This is a genomic window from Geodermatophilus obscurus (assembly GCF_900143215.1).
Classification (GTDB): domain Bacteria; phylum Actinomycetota; class Actinomycetes; order Mycobacteriales; family Geodermatophilaceae; genus Geodermatophilus; species Geodermatophilus obscurus_A.
The window spans coordinates 38,082-53,827 of sequence record NZ_FRDM01000023.1; the positions used below are offsets into that span (position 1 = coordinate 38,082).

Genomic DNA, 15,746 nt, shown 5'->3' on the forward strand with positions numbered 1-15,746 from the left:
GGCATCGGCGTCAAGCCTGCGTTCCGGAGACCTCACGCCGTCCCGGCTGCGGTTGTTAGGCCGCGCCTACGCTGGCCGGGTGGCCGACCGCGTGATCTCCGTGCACCTCGGAGCCCCGTCGGTCCGCCTCGCCGAGCAGCGCGACGTGCCCCGGATCGCCGCCACCCTGACCCTCGTGCAGGCCACGTCGCGCTGGGCCCGCTGGGCGTTGCCGGACGACGGCCGGATCCAGCGGCTGACCCGGCTCGCCGAGCTCGACGCCGGCCACCGCGCGGTCTCCGCCGGCACGGGCTGGGTCACCGAGGACGTCACCGGCGTCGCCACCTGGGAGGCTCCCGAGGGCGCACCGGGCACCCAACCGGTGCCGGACGACGTCCGCGCCGCGCTGGCCACCGAGCTGCCGCACGTGCACGGCTCGCGCTGGGACGCCGTCCGCCGGACCCGCGAGCTGGTCGACGCCGCCCGCCCGACCGGGCCGCACTGGTGGCTGTCCCACCTGGGCACCCGGCCGAGCAGCCGGCGGCGCGGTTACGGCACCGCGCTCGTGCAGCCGGCGCTCACCCACTGCGACACGACCGGAGTGCCCGCCGCCGCGGTCGTCTCGACCTGGGCCGCGGTCCGGTTCCTGCGACGTCTCGGATTCGACATCGACCGCGCGATGGAGAGCTCCGACGGCACCCTGCCGATGTGGCTGCTGGTGCGCCCGCAGTCGTCCTGAAACATCTCTCCCCGCGGGTGTCGATCTGCGGCCGGGCCGTTCGTACAGGGGGTGAGCGGCCGGTACGGTCCCGGCCGCCGAACCCGAGGAGATCCCCATGCCGCAGTACCTGCTCAGCCTCATCCAGCCCGACGGCCCGGTGCCCCCGCCCGAGGTGCTCGAGCCGATCATGCGTGACGTGGCCGCGGTGACCGAGCGGATGCGCGCCGCCGGCGCCTGGGTCTTCTCCGCGGGCCTGCACCCGGCGGAGACCGCGACCGTGGTGCGGTCCGCGGGCGAGGACTTCCTGGTCACCGACGGCCCCTACGCGGAGGCCAAGGAGCACGTCGGCGGTTTCACCATCGTCGAGGCCGAGGACCTCGACGCCGCGCTGGCCTGGGGCCGCGAGGTCGCCCGGGCGACCACCCTGCCGGTGGAGGTCCGCCCGATCGCCAACGGGGGCGTCTGACGCGGTGCGCGACGTCCGCACGCATGACATCGAGGCGGTCTTCCGCGAGTCCTACGGGCGCGCGGTCGCCGTCCTCACCCGCCTCCTCGGCGACATCGACGCCGCCGAGGAAGCGGTGCAGGACGCCTTCCTCATCGCCGTGCAGCGCTGGCCGGTCGACGGCGTGCCGCCCAGCCCGGCCGGGTGGATCGTCACCACCGCCCGCAACCGGGCCATCGACCGGCTGCGCCGCGAGTCGACCCGCACCGACCGGCACCGCGCGGCAGCCCTGCTCGCCGACCCCGGACCCCCGGCCGAGGAGGGCGCCGTGCGCGACGACCGGCTGCGCATGCTGTTCACCTGCTGCCACCCCGCCCTGGCGCCGGCCACCCGCGTGGCGCTGACGCTGCGGCTGGTGGGCGGGCTGTCCACCGCGGAGATCGCGCACGCCTTCCTCGTCCCGGAGGCGACGATGGCCCAGCGGCTGGTGCGGGCGAAGAACAAGATCCGCGATGCCCGCATCCCCTACCGGGTGCCGGCCGAGGCCGACCTGCCCGACCGGCTGTCCGGCGTCCTGGCGGTCGTCTACCTCGTGTACTCGGAGGGGCACACGGCATCCGCCGGGGACCGGCTGGTGCGCACCGACCTGTGCGCGGAGGCGGTCCGGCTGGCCCGCGAGCTGGCCGAGCTGATGCCCGACGAGCCGGAGGTCCTCGGCCTGCTGGCGCTCGTCCTGCTGAGCGAGTCGCGCCGGTCGGCCCGGGTGGCGCCGGACGGGTCGCTGGTGCCGCTGCCCGAGCAGGACCGGTCCCGGTGGGACGCCGACCTGATCACCGAGGGGCAGCTGCTGGTGCGCCGCTGCCTGCGGCGCGGCGCCCCCGGGCCGTACCAGGTGCAGGCGGCGATCCAGGCCGTGCACAGCGACGCCGCGTCCCCGGAGGAGACCGACTGGCGCCAGGTGCTCGCCCTCTACGACCACCTGATGGCGCTCACGCCGAGCCCGGTGGTGGCGCTGAACCGCGCGGTCGCGGTGGCCGAGGTCGACGGCCCCGCGGCGGCGCTGGCGCTGGTCGACGCGCTGGACCTGCCGCGCTCGCACCTGCTGCCCGCCGTCCGGGCCGACCTGCTGCGCCGGCTGGGGCGGGACGCCGAGGCCGCCGCGGCCTACGACGAGGCGCTCGCGCTGGCCGGCAACGCGACCGAGCGGGCCTTCCTGGAGCGACGGCGGGCCGAGATCGCCGGCGCCGGCTGAGCCCGCCCGAGTTGCCTTCCCGAGGCTCTACCCCTGCTCCCTCGTGGAAGCAGGGGTCGAGCGTCCGGGAGGAGCACCCGGCCGGTCAGTCCCAGGAGCGGCGCTGCTTCTTGAGCTGGCCGCGCTGCTTCTTGGCCTGGATCCGCCGCTCCTGCGACCCGCGCGTGGGCCGGGTGCGCCGGCGGGCCGCGGGCGGTGGGGCCAGCGCCGCGCGCAGGACGGCGGCCAGCCGTTCGCGGGCGGCCTGCCGGTTGCGCAGCTGCTGCCGGTGCTCGCTGGCTGCCACGGTCAGGACGCCGTCCACCAGCCGGCCGGCCAGGCGCTCGGCCAGCCGCCGCCGCTGGACCTCGGTCAGGCCGGGGAGCTCGAGCGGCGCGACCGACAGCTCCACCCGCGAGTCGGCGGTGTTGACGCCCTGGCCGCCCGGCCCGGACGAGCGGGAGAACCGCCAGTGCAGCGCGGCCGCGGGCACGACGAGCGAGCCGTTGACCGGCAGGTCCCCGGAGGCGTCGTCGGTGGCGGGCATGCGGCCAGTGTCGCGGAGGGACCTCAGGCGGCGGCGGGCACCGGGTCCGGGCCACCGGCCGCGCCGGGCCGGCAGCGCACCAGCCGGCGCAGGGTCAGCCAGCTGCCGCGCCCGGCGCCGTACCGCTCCAGGGCCCGGACGGCGTAGGCCGAGCAGGTCGGCTCGAACCGGCAGCACGGCGGGCGCCGGGGGCTGACCTCGCGCTGGTAGATCCGCACGGCGGCCACCAGCCGGTCCCGCACCCGCGTCCCGCGGCGGCCGGTGCCGGTGGCGTGCACGTGGCGCAGCGTCGTCGGCACGAGGAACAGCCCTTCGACGCCGCAGCCGATCGCATTGGCCAGGCAGCACCCGGTGTTGAGGAACAGCAGGTCGCGCAGGCACGAGCCGTCCCGGTCGTAGCCGCGGCGTGGCCGGTATCCGTACCCGGGGCCGTAGCCGTAGCCGAACCGCGGCCCGTACCTCCGGCCGTACCCCGGTCCGTGCCGGCGCCGCCGCGGGCCCCAGCCGCTGCTCCAGATGAAGACCATGCGTTCGATCCTCGTGGTGGGCGGCGGGCACCGCAGGCCGAGCGCGGGGGCACCATCGGGGCATGCCCGACTTCCCCCTCGCCACCGCGCTGGCCGCCGGACCGGTGGTCCTCGACGGCGGTCTGGCCACCCAACTGGAGGCGCAGGGGCACGACCTGTCCTCGGCGCTGTGGTCGGCGCGGCTGCTGCACGACGCCCCCGAGGCGGTCGTCGCCGCGCACGCCGCCTTCGCCGCAGCCGGCGCCCAGGTGGCGACGACGGCCAGCTACCAGGTGTCGGTGGAGGGGCTCGCCGCTGCCGGACTGGACGCGACGGAGGCCCGGCGGCTCGTCGTCCGCTCGGTCCACCTGGCCGAGCGCGGGGCCCCGGAGGCGTGGATCGCCGGGTCGGTCGGGCCCTACGGCGCGGCCCTCGCGGACGGGTCGGAGTACACCGGCGCCTACGCCGACGAGATCGGCGTCGACCGGCTCCGGCAGTGGCACCGGCCGCGCATGGAGTGGCTGGCCGAGGCCGGCGCCGATGTCCTCGCCTGCGAGACGGTGCCCGCAGCCGCCGAGGCCGAGGCGCTGCTGGAGGAGGCCGACATGCTGGGCATGCCGGTCTGGCTGTCGCTCACCACGGTGCTGCACGGCGACGGCGTCGTCCGCACCCGGCGCGGCGAGCCGGCCGAGGAGGTGTTCGCGATGGCACGCGAGCTCGACGCCGTGGTGGCCGTCGGCGTCAACTGCACCGACCCGGACGGCGTCCTGCCCGCGGTGACCGCCGCTTCGGTCGCGGGCAAGCCCGTCGTCGTCTACCCGAACAGCGGGGAACGGTGGGACGCCGCCGCCCACCGCTGGACCGGAACCGCCGGCCTCGTCCCCGCCGACGCGCTCACCTGGGTGGACGCCGGCGCCCGGCTCGTCGGCGGGTGCTGCCGCGTGGGGCCCGGTGCGGTCGGCGCGTTGACTGCCGCACTGCGGCCCGCGCCGTCCGGCGATCCGGTTGGGGCACGCAACGACCATTGACCGCTACCGCACGCGACTGGACCGTGGGCCATGGCCCCCATCCGGCCGGGTGGGCGTCCCCGACGGACGGATCCTCATGCGACGAGCACTCCTCACCGGCTCCGCGGCCACCGCCCTCGTGGTCGGGACCCTCGCCCCCGCACCGGCCGAGGCCGACGAGCGTCGCTGCTCCCCGACCCGCGGCAACGTGCCGGTGTGCTCGACGGACGGCTCCGCCGCGACCGCGACCTTCCTCGACCCGACCGCCACGGTCCGCGGGGCCAGGCACATCACGCTCGGCGAGCAGATGTACGTCGGCCCGTTCGCCGAGCTGCTCGCCACCGAGCACGCGCCGATCACCATCGGCCAGGCGTCCAACGCGCAGGACAACGTCACCGTCGACGCGCGTGGCGGCGAGGGCATCGAGGTCGGCGACGACGTCATCCTGGCCCACGGCTCCTCCGTGCTCGGGACGGCCAGCGTCGGCGTCCGGTCCCGCCCACTGCCGCAGGCCGTGGTCGACGCCGGCGTCGACACCGAGGGCGGCTCGGTCTTCCTCTCCTTCGGTGCGCAGGTCGACGGCGCCACGGTCGAGGTCGACTCCGGCGTCTCGGCGCTGGCGCGGGTCGCCCCCGGCGTCACGCTGCCCTCCGGCTACCTCGTGCTCCCGGGCAAGAACGTCACCACCCAGGCGGAGGCGCAGGACCCGGCGCTGGGCAAGGTCCGGTACATCACCCAGGCCGACATCGCGTTCAACGAGGCCGTTCTCCACGTCAACGAGTCCCTGGCCCGCGAGTACACCGAGCTGCACCGCGTGGACCCGAGCGCCGTGCACGGGGCCAACATCGACCCGGGCCACACCGAGTTCAACCCCGACGCCGACCTGCCGAGCTTCGCCGGCGAGGAGCAGGCGCGGCCGGACTTCCGCAACCGGGTCATCGGCGACGTCGACCTGGCGGACACTTTCGCCCGCTTCGCGCAGCGCACCGGCGAGCGGATCGCCATCCGCGCCGACGAGGGCGAGCCGTTCGTGATCGGTCACGTCGACGAGATGGGCGACGGCGTGGTCTTCCACGCCCTCGAGCACACCGACCTCCACGTCGGCGACGACGTCCGCTACGGCGCCGGGGCGATCGTGCACGGCGGTGGTCGGGTCGTCGTCGAGGGCCAGCCCGACGAGCAGACCGTGGTGGGCGACGACGTCCGCCTCGGCGACGGGTCCGTCGTCTTCCGCAGCACCATCGGCGACGGCGCCCGGATCGGGGACCGCAGCGCCGTCGTCGGCACCGACCTGCCCGCCGGCGCCCTCGTCCCGCCGGGCACCATCGTCCTCAACGGCGAGGTGTTCGGCGTGGTCGAGTGGTGACCTCGCTCGGGCTCTCGCGCGGCCCGGCGGCCGCCGTGCTCACCCTCGCCGCCGGGCTCATCGGCTGCTCGTCCGGGAGCGAGGACGAGGTGCAGGCGCCCCTGGCGGCCGCGCCCTCCTCGGCGACCGTGGCCGGGCCGGCCCCGGTGCTGGCCTCGGCGACCACGATCGACGACGTCGACGCGGCCGCCGGCACCTGGTCGACCACCTGGGAGGCGTGCTTCGAGCCGCTGCCCGGCGAGGAGGACCTCGAGCGCTGGGAGGTCCGGACGCTCACGTCCGAGGGGACCTCCCCGCAGATCGAGCGGCTGGACGACGAGTGCATCGCGCTCCAGATCGCCCAGGGCATCGGCACCGAGCCGGAGGGCGACCCCGCCCGCCTGGCGGCCCTGTCCGACGCGGCGCGGCTGGCCTACCAGGTCCGCGGGGCGCGGGCCGACCGCTCGGTGACGCCGTGGAGCGAGCCCGTGGTCGTCGGCAGCGCCGGCTGAGCGGAGCCCCGGGCGCGCGGCGCGCGCCCGGGGCTCCCTGCTCACAGGATCGGCTTGCCGCCGGTGACGGCGATCCGCGCGCCGGAGACGTAGGACGCCTCGTCACTGGCCAGCAGCACGTACACCGGCGCCAGCTCGGCCGGCTGGCCCGCCCGGCCCAGCGGCACCTGCTGCCCGAAGCTCTCGACCTTCTCCTCCGGCATGGTCGCCGGGATCAGCGGCGTCCAGACCGGACCGGGGGCGACGCTGTTGGCCCGGATGCCCTTCTCGGCCAGCATCTGCGCCAGGCTGGCGGTGAAGTTGGCGATGCCGGCCTTGGTCATCGCGTAGGCGATCAGGTTCGGACTCGGGTTGTCGGAGTTCACCGACGACGAGTTGATGATCGACGCCCCCGGCTGCATGTGCGGGATCGCGTCCTTGGTCAGCGTGAACATCGCCGTCAGGTTCAGCGCCACGGTGTGGTCCCACTCGTCGTCCGAGATCTCCTCGATCGAGTCGTGGCTCATCTGGAACGCGGCGTTGTTGACCAGGACGTCGACCCTGCCGAACTCCTCGACGGCCTTGGGGATGATCGTCTTCTGGTGGGCGCGGTCGGCGAGGTCACCGGGCACCAGCACGCACTTCCGGCCGGCCTCCTCGACGTGCTTCGCGGTGTCCTTGGCGTCCTCGTGCTCGTTCAGGTACGAGATCAGGACGTCGGCGCCCTCGCGGGCGAAGGCGATCGCGACGGCGCGCCCGATGCCGCTGTCGCCGCCGGTGATGACTGCCGCCTTGCCGGTCAGCCGGCCGGAGCCGCGGTAGCTCTCCTCGCCGTGGTCGGGCTTGGGGTCCATCTCCCCCAGCGTGCCGGGGACCTGCTGCTGCTGGGCGGGCTGGGACTCGGGACGGGGCTCGGACACGGTCGTCCTCCTGCGGTCTGCGTGGGTCGGCGGGCTGGGCCGGCTGCCTGGTCTCGGCGTCGCGGTCGCCCTACCCCCGCCGTCGGCCACAGAACCGGCGCGGGTCGGGTCGGGCACGTCACGGGAAGAGGAGCGCCGTCGGGCACGCTGTCCACCACGATGACTCCGTCCACGGCTCCGGGGACCGCCGCCCCTCCCCTCCTCGACCACCCCGGCGACCTCTCCGCGCTCCGGGCGCGGGGCGCCGACCCCGACGAGCTGTTCAGCACCTTCGCCGCCTGGGCCGAGGGCAACGGCACGACGCTGTACCCGGCGCAGGAGGAGGCGCTGATCGAACTGGTCAGCGGTGCCAACGTCGTCCTGGCCACGCCGACCGGCTCGGGCAAGTCGCTGGTGGCCACCGGCGCGCAGTACGCCGCGCTGGCCACGGGACGGCGCAGCTGGTACACCGCGCCCATCAAGGCGCTGGTCAGCGAGAAGTTCTTCGCGCTGTGCGGCGTCTTCGGCGCGGAGAACGTCGGCATGCTCACCGGCGACGCCGCGGTCAACCGGGACGCGCCGATCATCGCCTGCACCGCCGAGGTGCTCGCCAACATCGCCCTGCGCGAGGGGGGCGGGTCCGGGGGCGAGGGCGGAGCCGACGTCGGCCTGGTGGTCATGGACGAGTTCCACTTCTACGGCGACCCGGACCGCGGATGGGCCTGGCAGGTGCCGCTGCTGGAGCTGCCGAAGGCGCAGTTCCTGCTGCTGAGCGCCACCCTCGGCGACACGGGGTGGCTGCGCGAGGACCTGACCCGCCGCACCGGCCGCCCCACCGCGCTGGTCGCCAACGCCGAGCGCCCGGTCCCTCTGCACCACTGGTACGCGACGACGCCGATGCACGAGACGATCCAGGAGCTGCTGGACACCCGTCAGGCGCCGGTGTACGTCGTCCACTTCACCCAGGCCTCGGCGCTGGAGCGCGCGCAGGCGCTGATGAGCGTCAACGTGTGCACCAAGGAGGAGAAGGCCGCGATCGCCGAGATGATCGGCGGCTTCCGGTTCACCACCTCTTTCGGGACGACGCTGTCGCGGCTGGTGCGCCACGGCATCGGCGTCCACCACGCCGGGATGCTGCCCAAGTACCGGCGGCTGGTGGAGCAGCTGGCCCAGGCCGGCCTGCTCAAGGTCATCTGCGGCACCGACACCCTCGGCGTCGGCATCAACGTGCCGATCCGCACCGTGGTCTTCTCCGCGCTGTCGAAGTACGACGGCACCCGCACCCGGCTGCTCAACGCCCGCGAGTTCCACCAGATCGCCGGGCGGGCCGGACGCGCGGGCTACGACACCGCCGGCACCGTCGTCGTCCAGGCGCCCGAGCACGAGGTGGAGAACCTCCGGCAGTTCGCCAAGGTCGCCGACGACCCGAAGAAGCGCCGCAAGCTCGTGCGCAAGAAGGCGCCCGAGGGCATGGTGCCGTGGTCGGAGGGCACCATGCGCCGGCTGGTGGAGGCCGAACCCGAGCCGCTGACCAGCAACTTCCGGGTGTCGACGGCGATGGTGCTCGACGTCGTCGACCGCCCTGGCGACCCGTTCGTGGCGATGCGCCGGCTGCTGACGGAGAACCACGAGCCGCGCAAGCGGCAGCTGCGGCACATCCGCGAGGCGATCGGCATCGCCCGGTCGCTGCTGCAGGCCGGCGTGCTGGTGCGGCTCGGCGAGCCCGGGCCCGACGGGCGGCGCTACGACCTGACCGTCGACCTGCCGCCGGACTTCGCGCTCAACCAGCCGCTGTCGACCTTCGCGCTGGCCGCGATCGACCTGCTCGACCCCGAGAGCGAGACCTACGCCCTGGACGTGGTCAGCGTCATCGAGGCCACCCTCGACGACCCGCGGCAGATCCTGGCCGCGCAGCTGAACAAGGCCAAGGGCGAGGCGGTGGCCCGGATGAAGGCCGAGGGGATCGAGTACGAGGAGCGGATGGAACTGCTCGAGGACATCTCCTACCCGAAGCCGCTGGAGGAGCTGCTCGAGCACGCGCTGGAGGTCTACACCCGCTCCAACCCGTGGGCGGCGGATGCGCACCTGTCGCCGAAGTCCGTCGTCCGGGACCTGTGGGAGAACGCCTACACCTTCCGCGAGCTGGTCAACACCTACGGGCTGACCCGCGCGGAGGGCGCGGTGCTGCGCTACCTCTCCGACGCCTACAAGGCGCTGCGCTCCGGCGTCCCCGCCACCGCCCGCACCGACGAGGTGACCGACCTGGTCGAGTGGCTCGGCGAGCTGGTCCGCCAGGTGGACTCCTCGCTGCTCGACGAGTGGGAGCAGCTGACCAGCCCGGACCAGCCGCTGGACGCGCCGGTCGCCGTCCCGGTCCGCCCGCGGCCGCTCACCGGCAACGAGCGGGCGTTCACCGCGATGGTGCGCAACCAGCTGTTCCGCCGGGTCGAGCTGTTCGCCCGCCGCCGGTGGTACGACCTCGGCGACCTCGACCGCGGCTCCGGGTGGGACGCCGACCGGTGGGGCGAGGTGGTGCAGGCCTACTTCGCCGAGCACGCGGAGCTCGACACCGGCGCCGACGCCCGCGGCCCGGCGCTGCTCATCTGGGACAAGCAGCCCGGTGTCTGGCGGGTCCGGCAGATCCTGGACGATCCGGAGGGCAACCACGACTGGGGCTTCGACGTCGAGGTCGACCTCGAGGCCTCCGACGAGGAGGGCGCCGTCGTCCTGCGCCTGGTCGACGCCGGCCGCAGGTAGAAGGACCCCCTTGCCCCCCGCCACTCGCAGGCTCGCGGCGGGCCCCTGCAAGGGGGCCGCCGTCCGGCCCGTGGCACGGTTTAACCGAAGTCTTGCCTCCTCCTGGGCTGCCGCTCGGCATCCCCCGCCTAGCGTCGAGGACGCCGGGACCGACGTCGTGCGGACGACGGGTCCCCGCTCCCGTCGACTCCGCCGGCTCGGGGAAGGGCTCCCGTGGACCTTCGCATCGTGGCTTTCAACCTCATCGCCCGGGACGCCACGCTGAGGACGCTGCTGGCCAACTACGCCCGGCGCCTCCAGGCGGACGGCGCGGCGGAGGACCGGACGGCGTCCTGCTTCGTCTCCCTGAGGTGGACGGTCGACGAGCGCAGCTGTGCTCGTGGCGGGTCAGAGCTCCTCGTCCTCCAGGTCCACGCCGCCCGGGACGACTCCTGCCCCCTCGCGCAGCTCGACCGGGTCCTGCAGCGGCTGCGCACGGCCCTGACGACCGTCGGGCCGAACCCGTGCATCACCGCCCGGTGCCTGACGACGTCGGGAGCGGTCCCGGACCGCCGGTTCGGCACGGTCGTCAGGACGAGCACGTGGCGGATCGCGCCCGTGCCGCCCCGGCCGGAGACCGCGGCACCCACCGGGCCCGTGCCGTGGCCCGTGTGGAGCGAGCCGGACGGATCCGGCCTCCGCGCGCTCGGCGTCGGTGTCCTCAGCCTGAACTGACCGAGCCCGGGCCGACCGTCGAGGTCCGGGCGCCGTCCGGGCGCACCGCCACGCCGGGCGCACCGCGGACAGGCCCGTGACGACGACGGAGGCCAGCACGGCCAGGCCGGTGGTCCGGGTGCGCACCGGACGTCTCCCTCGCCCCTCCCCTGCGCCCGGTCGCCCGCCGGCGTGGCACCCTCGCGGCTGATGTCCGCATGACCGTGTTCGAGATGCTCGCGGTCGCCGCGGCGGGTCTGGCCGCGGGCGCCATCAACGCCGTCGTCGGCTCGGGCACCCTGGTGACCTTCCCGGTGCTGCTGGCCGTGGGCCTGCCGCCGGTGACCGCGACGGTCAGCAACTCCCTCGGCCTGGTGCCCGGCAACCTCGCCGGGTCGCTGGGCTACCGCCGCGAGCTGGCCGGGCAGCGCTGGCTGCTGCTGCGGCTGCTCCCGGCCTCGGTGCTCGGCGCGCTGACCGGCGCCTTCCTGCTGCTGCACCTGCCGGCGAGCAGCTTCGAGGCCATCGTGCCGGTCCTCGTCGGGCTGGCCGTCGTCCTCGTCGCGGTCCAGCCGCTCGTGCAGCGGGCCCTGGCGCGCCGGCGGTCCACCGACGCGCCGCCGTCCCGGATCGGCCCCGGCCGGCTGGCCGCCCTCTTCGCCGGCGCCTACGCCACCGGCAGCTACGGCGGCTACTTCGCGGCCAGCCAGGGCGTGCTGCAGATCGGCGTCTTCGGGCTGCTGCTCCGCGAGTCCCTGCACCGGCTCAACGCGATCAAGAACGTGCTCACCCTGGCGGTCAACGGCGTCGCCGCCGGGGCCTACATCGTGGTGGCGACCGACCGCGTCGACTGGCGCGCCGCCGGGCTGGTGGCGGCCGGGTCGCTGCTCGGCGGGTACGTCGGCGCGCGGTTCGGCCGCCGGCTGCCGTCGGCCATGCTGCGCGCCGCGATCGTCGTCCTGGGCTGCGTCGCGATCGCCGTGCTGCTGACCCGGTGACCCGTCGGACCGGCCGGTGTCGGAGCCGCCGGAGCCGGACGGCAAGCTTGACCCATGACCGGGAGTGCAGCCGAACGCTTCGACGGAGCCCTCGCCTCCTCGCCGCCCGCCCTCGACAGCCCGGACCTGCTGCCCGCCCGGCTGGCGCGGGCCTGCGCGGCCGGCCTGGGCGTCGACGGCGCCGGGCTGAGCCTGCACGTCGGCGTGCTGCGGACACCGATCGGCGCGAGCGACGCGGAGACCGCCCACGCCGAGCGCCTGCAGTTCACCGTCGGCGATGGCCCCTGCCTGCGCGCGAACGACAACGGCGAGGTCATCGCCTTCTCGCTCGAGGACATCGCCCGCAACTGGCCGCAGCTGTGGGCCTCGCTGCTGAACGAGACCACCTTCCGCGGCGTGCTGTCGGTGCCGCTGCCCCCGCCGATGGGACCGCTGGTGGTCCTCGACCTCTACGTGCGCGACCCCGCGACGCTGACCGCGCTGAAGCGCGCGGACATCCACGACGTCGCCCTGGCCACGACCGAGGAGCTGGCGCTCACGGTGACCGGGCCGGAGTTCCCCGACGACGGGAGCAGCTGGCTCGACGGACCCGACGCCCAGCGCCGTGCCCGCGTCTGGCAGGCCATGGGGCTGGTCGGCATCGCCCTGGGGCTGGACGCCTCCGACGCCATCGCCACGATGCGTGCCTCGGCGATCTCCGCGGGCCGGGTGGTGGACGACGTCGCCGAGGACATCGTCGCCGGCCGCCTCGTGCCCGCGGAGCTGCGCGCCGCCCCCGACCGCGACGGCAACGCCGGGTGACCCCAGCGCAGTTCGCCCTGCTCGTCCTGGCGGGCATCGGCGGGGGGCTGACCGGCAGCATCGCCGGCCTGGCGTCACTGGTGAGCTACCCCGCCCTGCTCGCGACCGGCCTGCCGCCGGTCACGGCCAACGTGACCAACACCGTCGCGCTGGTGCTCAACGGCGTGGGGTCGGTCAGCGCATCCGGACCGGAGCTGCGCGGCCAGGAACGGCGGCTGCTGCGGCTCTCGGGCGGTGCCGTCCTCGGGGGCGCGGCCGGCGCGGCGCTGCTGCTGCTCACGCCCTCGGACGCCTTCGAGCGGATCGTGCCCTGGCTGATCGCTGCGGCCTCGATCGCCCTGCTGGTGCAGCGACCCCCGCGGGAGCTGGCCGAGCGCGGAGCCGCGGCGCACCCGACCCACCGCGACCCGTGGTGGCTGCCCGCGGTCGTCTTCGCGGTCGCCATCTACGGCGGCTACTTCGGCGCGGCCGCCGGCGTGATGCTGCTGGCGCTGTTCCTGCTGTCGACCGGCGAGGGCCTGGCGAGGGGGAACGCGCTGCGCAACGTGGTGCTGCTCGCGGCCAACGTGACCGCCTCGATCGGCTTCGTGGTGTTCGCGCCGGTCGCCTGGTCGGCCGCGCTCCCGCTGGCGATCGGACTGTTCGTGGGCGGGCGCCTCGGCCCGCCGGTGGTCCGCCGGGCGCCACAGCTCCTGGTGCGCCGGCTGATCGCCCTGGCCGGGCTCGGCCTGGCGGTGCACCTGGCCGTGCAGGCCTACGGCCAGAGCGGCTGACGGACCCGTGCCGAGGCCGGAGGTACGTCAGCCCCGCCTCGGGCCCGGACGCCGTCCTCCGGCGCCCGGGACGGCCGTTCAGCTGACGTAGGCGGCGAGGAAGAGCACGAACGCGCTGGCCAGCAGCAGCAGCCGGGCCGGCGTGAGTCCGTTGATGAGGTTGGCCGTCGCCTCGACCCAGGCGGGCCGGATACCGGCCTCCCGGGCGCCGCGGCGCACCAGGCGCACCTCATCGGCCAGCAGCGCGCCGGCCGCGCCGAGCATGCCGAGCCCGACGGTCAGGAACACCAGCGCCAGCCGCTCCCGGAACGCCTCGGCGACCCCGCCGAGGAGCAGCACGACGAGCAGGCCGACGAGCAGCCCGGCCACCGCGCCGGCGACGGGTGCCCACGGGCCCATCCGGGTCAGCGGGAACGCACTCCGGGCGCTGATCCTGGGCCGACGCGCCACGGGGCCGGTCTGCTGGACGCCCTCGGGAGCGGCGCCGCCCCCCGCAGACGGGGCCTCGGCCGGCTGCGGCGGGGCCGGCGGGGCGCCGGCCGGGATCGGGCCGGTCGCCGTCGGGCCGGGCAGGACCGGCCCGGACGGCGCGGGCCCGGAGGGCACCGGACCGGACGGCGCGGGCCCGGAGGGCGCGGCGCCCGGGGGAACGGCCCCCGCCGGTGTGGCACCGGACGGTGTGGCACCGGACGGTGTGGCACCGGACGGTGTGGCACCGGCGGGCGGAGCCGCGGGCAGCTCGGTGGTCACGGGGGACGACGGGGTGCGGGGTGCCTCGGACATCGCCGCCCACGCTAGGCGGCGGGGCCGACGGGAGCAGGGAGGCGGTACGGGTGTCGACACCTCGACACCTCGACACCTCGATGGGGTCGACAGGGTCCCTGGTCCGGGGTCGTCCGGACTAGCCCGATCGTCTGATGGAGACGAAACCTCCCCGTAACACAGACTTCTTGAGCCACACCGGTTCGGCGGCACACCGTGGTGCCGTCGGCGCAGCCGGCCGAGCGTGCAGGGGAGCCCCATGGTCCCGACCCAGCCCGAGCGGGTCCCTCCCGGACAGCTGAGCGCGATCGGCCGCGCCGGTCCGGTCCGATCCGGGCTCCCCTGACCGCGCAGTCCGGCCCCGGTGTATCAGTCGCGCAGCCGCCGCCTCCGTTCGAGTGCGTGCCCGTGCCCACTGCCCCGTAGTCCCGGTTCCCACGAGCAGCCCCGTGCGCTGCCACCCTTGAGGAGACCGTTGTGCCCGTCATCTCCGTCCCGCAGGCCTTCAACGAGGACGACCTGTACGTGGACCTGGCGTCGATCTTCGACGTCCCGCTGTACCTCAAGTGCGAGGGCTTCAACTTCGCCGGCTCGATCAAGCTCAAGGCCGCCACCGAGATGGTCGAGGCCGCCGAGCGGGACGGCGTGCTGACCCGGGACTCGGTGCTCATCGAGTCCTCGTCCGGCAACCTCGGTGTCGCCCTCGCGATGATCGCGGCCAGCCGCGGTTACCGCTTCCTGTGCGTCACCGACTCGCGCTGCAACCTCTCCACCCGGCGGCTGATGGAGGCGCTGGGCAGCCAGGTGCACATCATCACCGAGGCCGACCCGGTGGGCGGCTTCCTGGGTGCCCGGATCGACTACGTCGAGGCGATGTGCGCCTCCGACAGCCGCTTCGTCTGGCTGAACCAGTACCGCAACCCGGGCAACTGGCGGGCCCACCTGAAGCGGACCGCACCGGCGATCGCCCGCGACTTCCCCGGTCTCGACGTGCTGTTCGTGGGCGCCGGCACCACCGGGACCCTCATGGGCTGCGCGCGCTTCTTCCGCGAGTGGCACCGCCCCGTGCACGTCGTCGCGGTCGACGCCGTCGGCTCGGTGACCTTCGGCGGACCGCAGGCGCGGCGGATGATCCCCGGGCTGGGCAGCGGGGTCCGTCCCGCGCTGCTCGACGAGTCCTACATCGACGAGGTCGTGCTGGTCGAGGAGGCCGACACCCTCCGCGCCTGCCACCGGCTGGCCCACCGGGGCTTCCTGTTCGGCGGCTCCACCGGCACGGTGGTCAGCGGCGCCAAGAGCTGGCTGGACCGCCACGGCAGCCCGGGCATCACCGCCGTGGCCATCGCCCCCGACCTGGGCGAGCGCTACCTGGACACCGTCTACCAGACCAACTGGCTCGAGGACCTCTTCGGCAAGGACGTGCTGGACCCGGTCCAGGCCGCCCACCCGTTCTCGGAGAGCCTGTCACGGCCGACCGACGCGGGCGCCGATCCGGGTCGCGGCACCCTGGTCACCTCCCGGCCGGACGCCGACGTCGTTCCGCTGCCTCTGCCGCGGTCGGGGAACTGACGTGCTGGGACGCCCCGTGGACCTGGTCTCCGCCGGCGCGGCCGCCCGCGCGCCGGCGGTCGACCCGGTGCTCACCGGCTACGCCGCGGTGCTCGCCGAGGTGCTGCAGGTGGGCTCCGTGGACCCGGACGCCCACGTCTTCGACGACCTCGGCGCGGACTCCATGGTCATGGCCCGCTTCTGCGCCCGCGTCCGCAAGCAGGCCGACCTGCCCGCGGTCTC

At 75.0% G+C, this 15,746-nt stretch carries 17 protein-coding genes; 13 read left to right on the forward strand and 4 right to left on the reverse strand.

What is annotated here, in order from left to right; translation table 11 throughout:
• Positions 1-79 precede the first annotated feature (79 nt).
• The 3 genes from BUB17_RS17945 (at position 80) to BUB17_RS17955 (ending at position 2,397) form a co-directional block, all read left to right on the forward strand.
• Positions 80-718: a GNAT family N-acetyltransferase gene (locus BUB17_RS17945; RefSeq protein ID WP_244277346.1), complete on the forward strand. Its 639-nt coding sequence runs from the start codon at positions 80-82 to the stop codon at positions 716-718.
• A gap of 97 nt (positions 719-815) precedes the next feature.
• Positions 816-1,166, forward strand: coding sequence for a YciI family protein (locus tag BUB17_RS17950; RefSeq protein ID WP_072920049.1), 351 nt, complete (start codon positions 816-818; stop codon positions 1,164-1,166).
• 4 nt (positions 1,167-1,170) lie between these two features.
• Entirely contained in the window at positions 1,171-2,397 is a 1,227-nt protein-coding gene (locus BUB17_RS17955; RefSeq protein WP_072920050.1) for an RNA polymerase sigma factor, read from the forward strand.
• Between the two features lie 85 nt (positions 2,398-2,482).
• On the opposite strand, the gene arfB is transcribed toward BUB17_RS17955, so the two are convergent.
• Positions 2,483-2,923 (reverse strand): alternative ribosome rescue aminoacyl-tRNA hydrolase ArfB, encoded by a 441-nt coding sequence (gene arfB, locus BUB17_RS17960; RefSeq protein ID WP_072920051.1) that lies wholly within the window; start codon positions 2,921-2,923, stop codon positions 2,483-2,485.
• A 23-nt stretch (positions 2,924-2,946) separates the two neighbouring features.
• Positions 2,947-3,450: a membrane protein insertion efficiency factor YidD gene (gene yidD, locus BUB17_RS27900; protein WP_244277348.1), complete on the reverse strand. Its 504-nt coding sequence runs from the start codon at positions 3,448-3,450 to the stop codon at positions 2,947-2,949.
• Between the two features lie 62 nt (positions 3,451-3,512).
• Between yidD and mmuM the strand changes: the two genes are divergently transcribed.
• The 3 genes from mmuM to BUB17_RS17980 all read left to right on the forward strand — a co-directional run bounded on the left by mmuM (position 3,513) and on the right by BUB17_RS17980 (position 6,293).
• On the forward strand, positions 3,513-4,457 hold the full coding sequence (gene mmuM, locus BUB17_RS17970) for a homocysteine S-methyltransferase (protein WP_072920052.1): 945 nt from the start codon (positions 3,513-3,515) through the stop codon (positions 4,455-4,457).
• Between the two features lie 76 nt (positions 4,458-4,533).
• Positions 4,534-5,802 carry an LbetaH domain-containing protein gene (locus BUB17_RS17975; protein WP_072920080.1) on the forward strand — a complete coding sequence of 423 codons (1,269 nt, stop codon included), beginning with the start codon at positions 4,534-4,536 and terminating at the stop codon, positions 5,800-5,802.
• Positions 5,799-6,293, forward strand: a complete 495-nt coding sequence (locus BUB17_RS17980) for a hypothetical protein (RefSeq protein WP_141243080.1) — start codon at positions 5,799-5,801, stop codon at positions 6,291-6,293. Before BUB17_RS17975 ends, BUB17_RS17980 begins: the two co-directional genes overlap by 4 nt.
• A gap of 41 nt (positions 6,294-6,334) precedes the next feature.
• Here the strand turns inward: BUB17_RS17980 and BUB17_RS17985 are convergent, their stop codons facing one another.
• The gene (locus BUB17_RS17985; protein ID WP_175561404.1) at positions 6,335-7,192 is read right to left on the reverse strand and encodes a glucose 1-dehydrogenase; all 858 of its coding nucleotides are present in this window, start codon (positions 7,190-7,192) and stop codon (positions 6,335-6,337) included.
• 159 nt (positions 7,193-7,351) lie between these two features.
• Between BUB17_RS17985 and BUB17_RS17990 the strand changes: the two genes are divergently transcribed.
• The 5 genes from BUB17_RS17990 to BUB17_RS18010 all read left to right on the forward strand — a co-directional run bounded on the left by BUB17_RS17990 (position 7,352) and on the right by BUB17_RS18010 (position 13,193).
• Positions 7,352-9,928 (forward strand): DEAD/DEAH box helicase, encoded by a 2,577-nt coding sequence (locus tag BUB17_RS17990; RefSeq protein ID WP_072920054.1) that lies wholly within the window; start codon positions 7,352-7,354, stop codon positions 9,926-9,928.
• A 228-nt stretch (positions 9,929-10,156) separates the two neighbouring features.
• Entirely contained in the window at positions 10,157-10,642 is a 486-nt protein-coding gene (locus BUB17_RS17995; protein WP_072920055.1) for a hypothetical protein, read from the forward strand.
• A gap of 197 nt (positions 10,643-10,839) precedes the next feature.
• On the forward strand, positions 10,840-11,619 hold the full coding sequence (locus BUB17_RS18000; protein ID WP_072920056.1) for a sulfite exporter TauE/SafE family protein: 780 nt from the start codon (positions 10,840-10,842) through the stop codon (positions 11,617-11,619).
• Between the two features lie 54 nt (positions 11,620-11,673).
• The gene (locus BUB17_RS18005; protein ID WP_072920057.1) at positions 11,674-12,420 is read left to right on the forward strand and encodes a hypothetical protein; all 747 of its coding nucleotides are present in this window, start codon (positions 11,674-11,676) and stop codon (positions 12,418-12,420) included.
• Entirely contained in the window at positions 12,417-13,193 is a 777-nt protein-coding gene (locus tag BUB17_RS18010; protein ID WP_072920058.1) for a sulfite exporter TauE/SafE family protein, read from the forward strand. The genes BUB17_RS18005 and BUB17_RS18010 overlap by 4 nt, the downstream gene beginning before the upstream one ends.
• Before the next feature lie 78 nt (positions 13,194-13,271).
• On the opposite strand, the gene BUB17_RS28285 is transcribed toward BUB17_RS18010, so the two are convergent.
• On the reverse strand, positions 13,272-13,799 hold the full coding sequence (locus BUB17_RS28285) for a hypothetical protein (RefSeq protein WP_072920082.1): 528 nt from the start codon (positions 13,797-13,799) through the stop codon (positions 13,272-13,274).
• 633 nt (positions 13,800-14,432) lie between these two features.
• On the opposite strand from BUB17_RS28285, the gene sbnA reads away from it, so the two are divergent.
• Together sbnA and BUB17_RS18025 are read left to right on the forward strand one after the other, a co-directional pair.
• Positions 14,433-15,524, forward strand: a complete 1,092-nt coding sequence (gene sbnA / locus BUB17_RS18020) for a 2,3-diaminopropionate biosynthesis protein SbnA (protein ID WP_083606412.1) — start codon at positions 14,433-14,435, stop codon at positions 15,522-15,524.
• Between the two features lies 1 nt (position 15,525).
• On the forward strand, positions 15,526-15,746 hold a 221-nt coding region (locus BUB17_RS18025; RefSeq protein ID WP_175561405.1), incomplete at its 3' end, for an acyl carrier protein.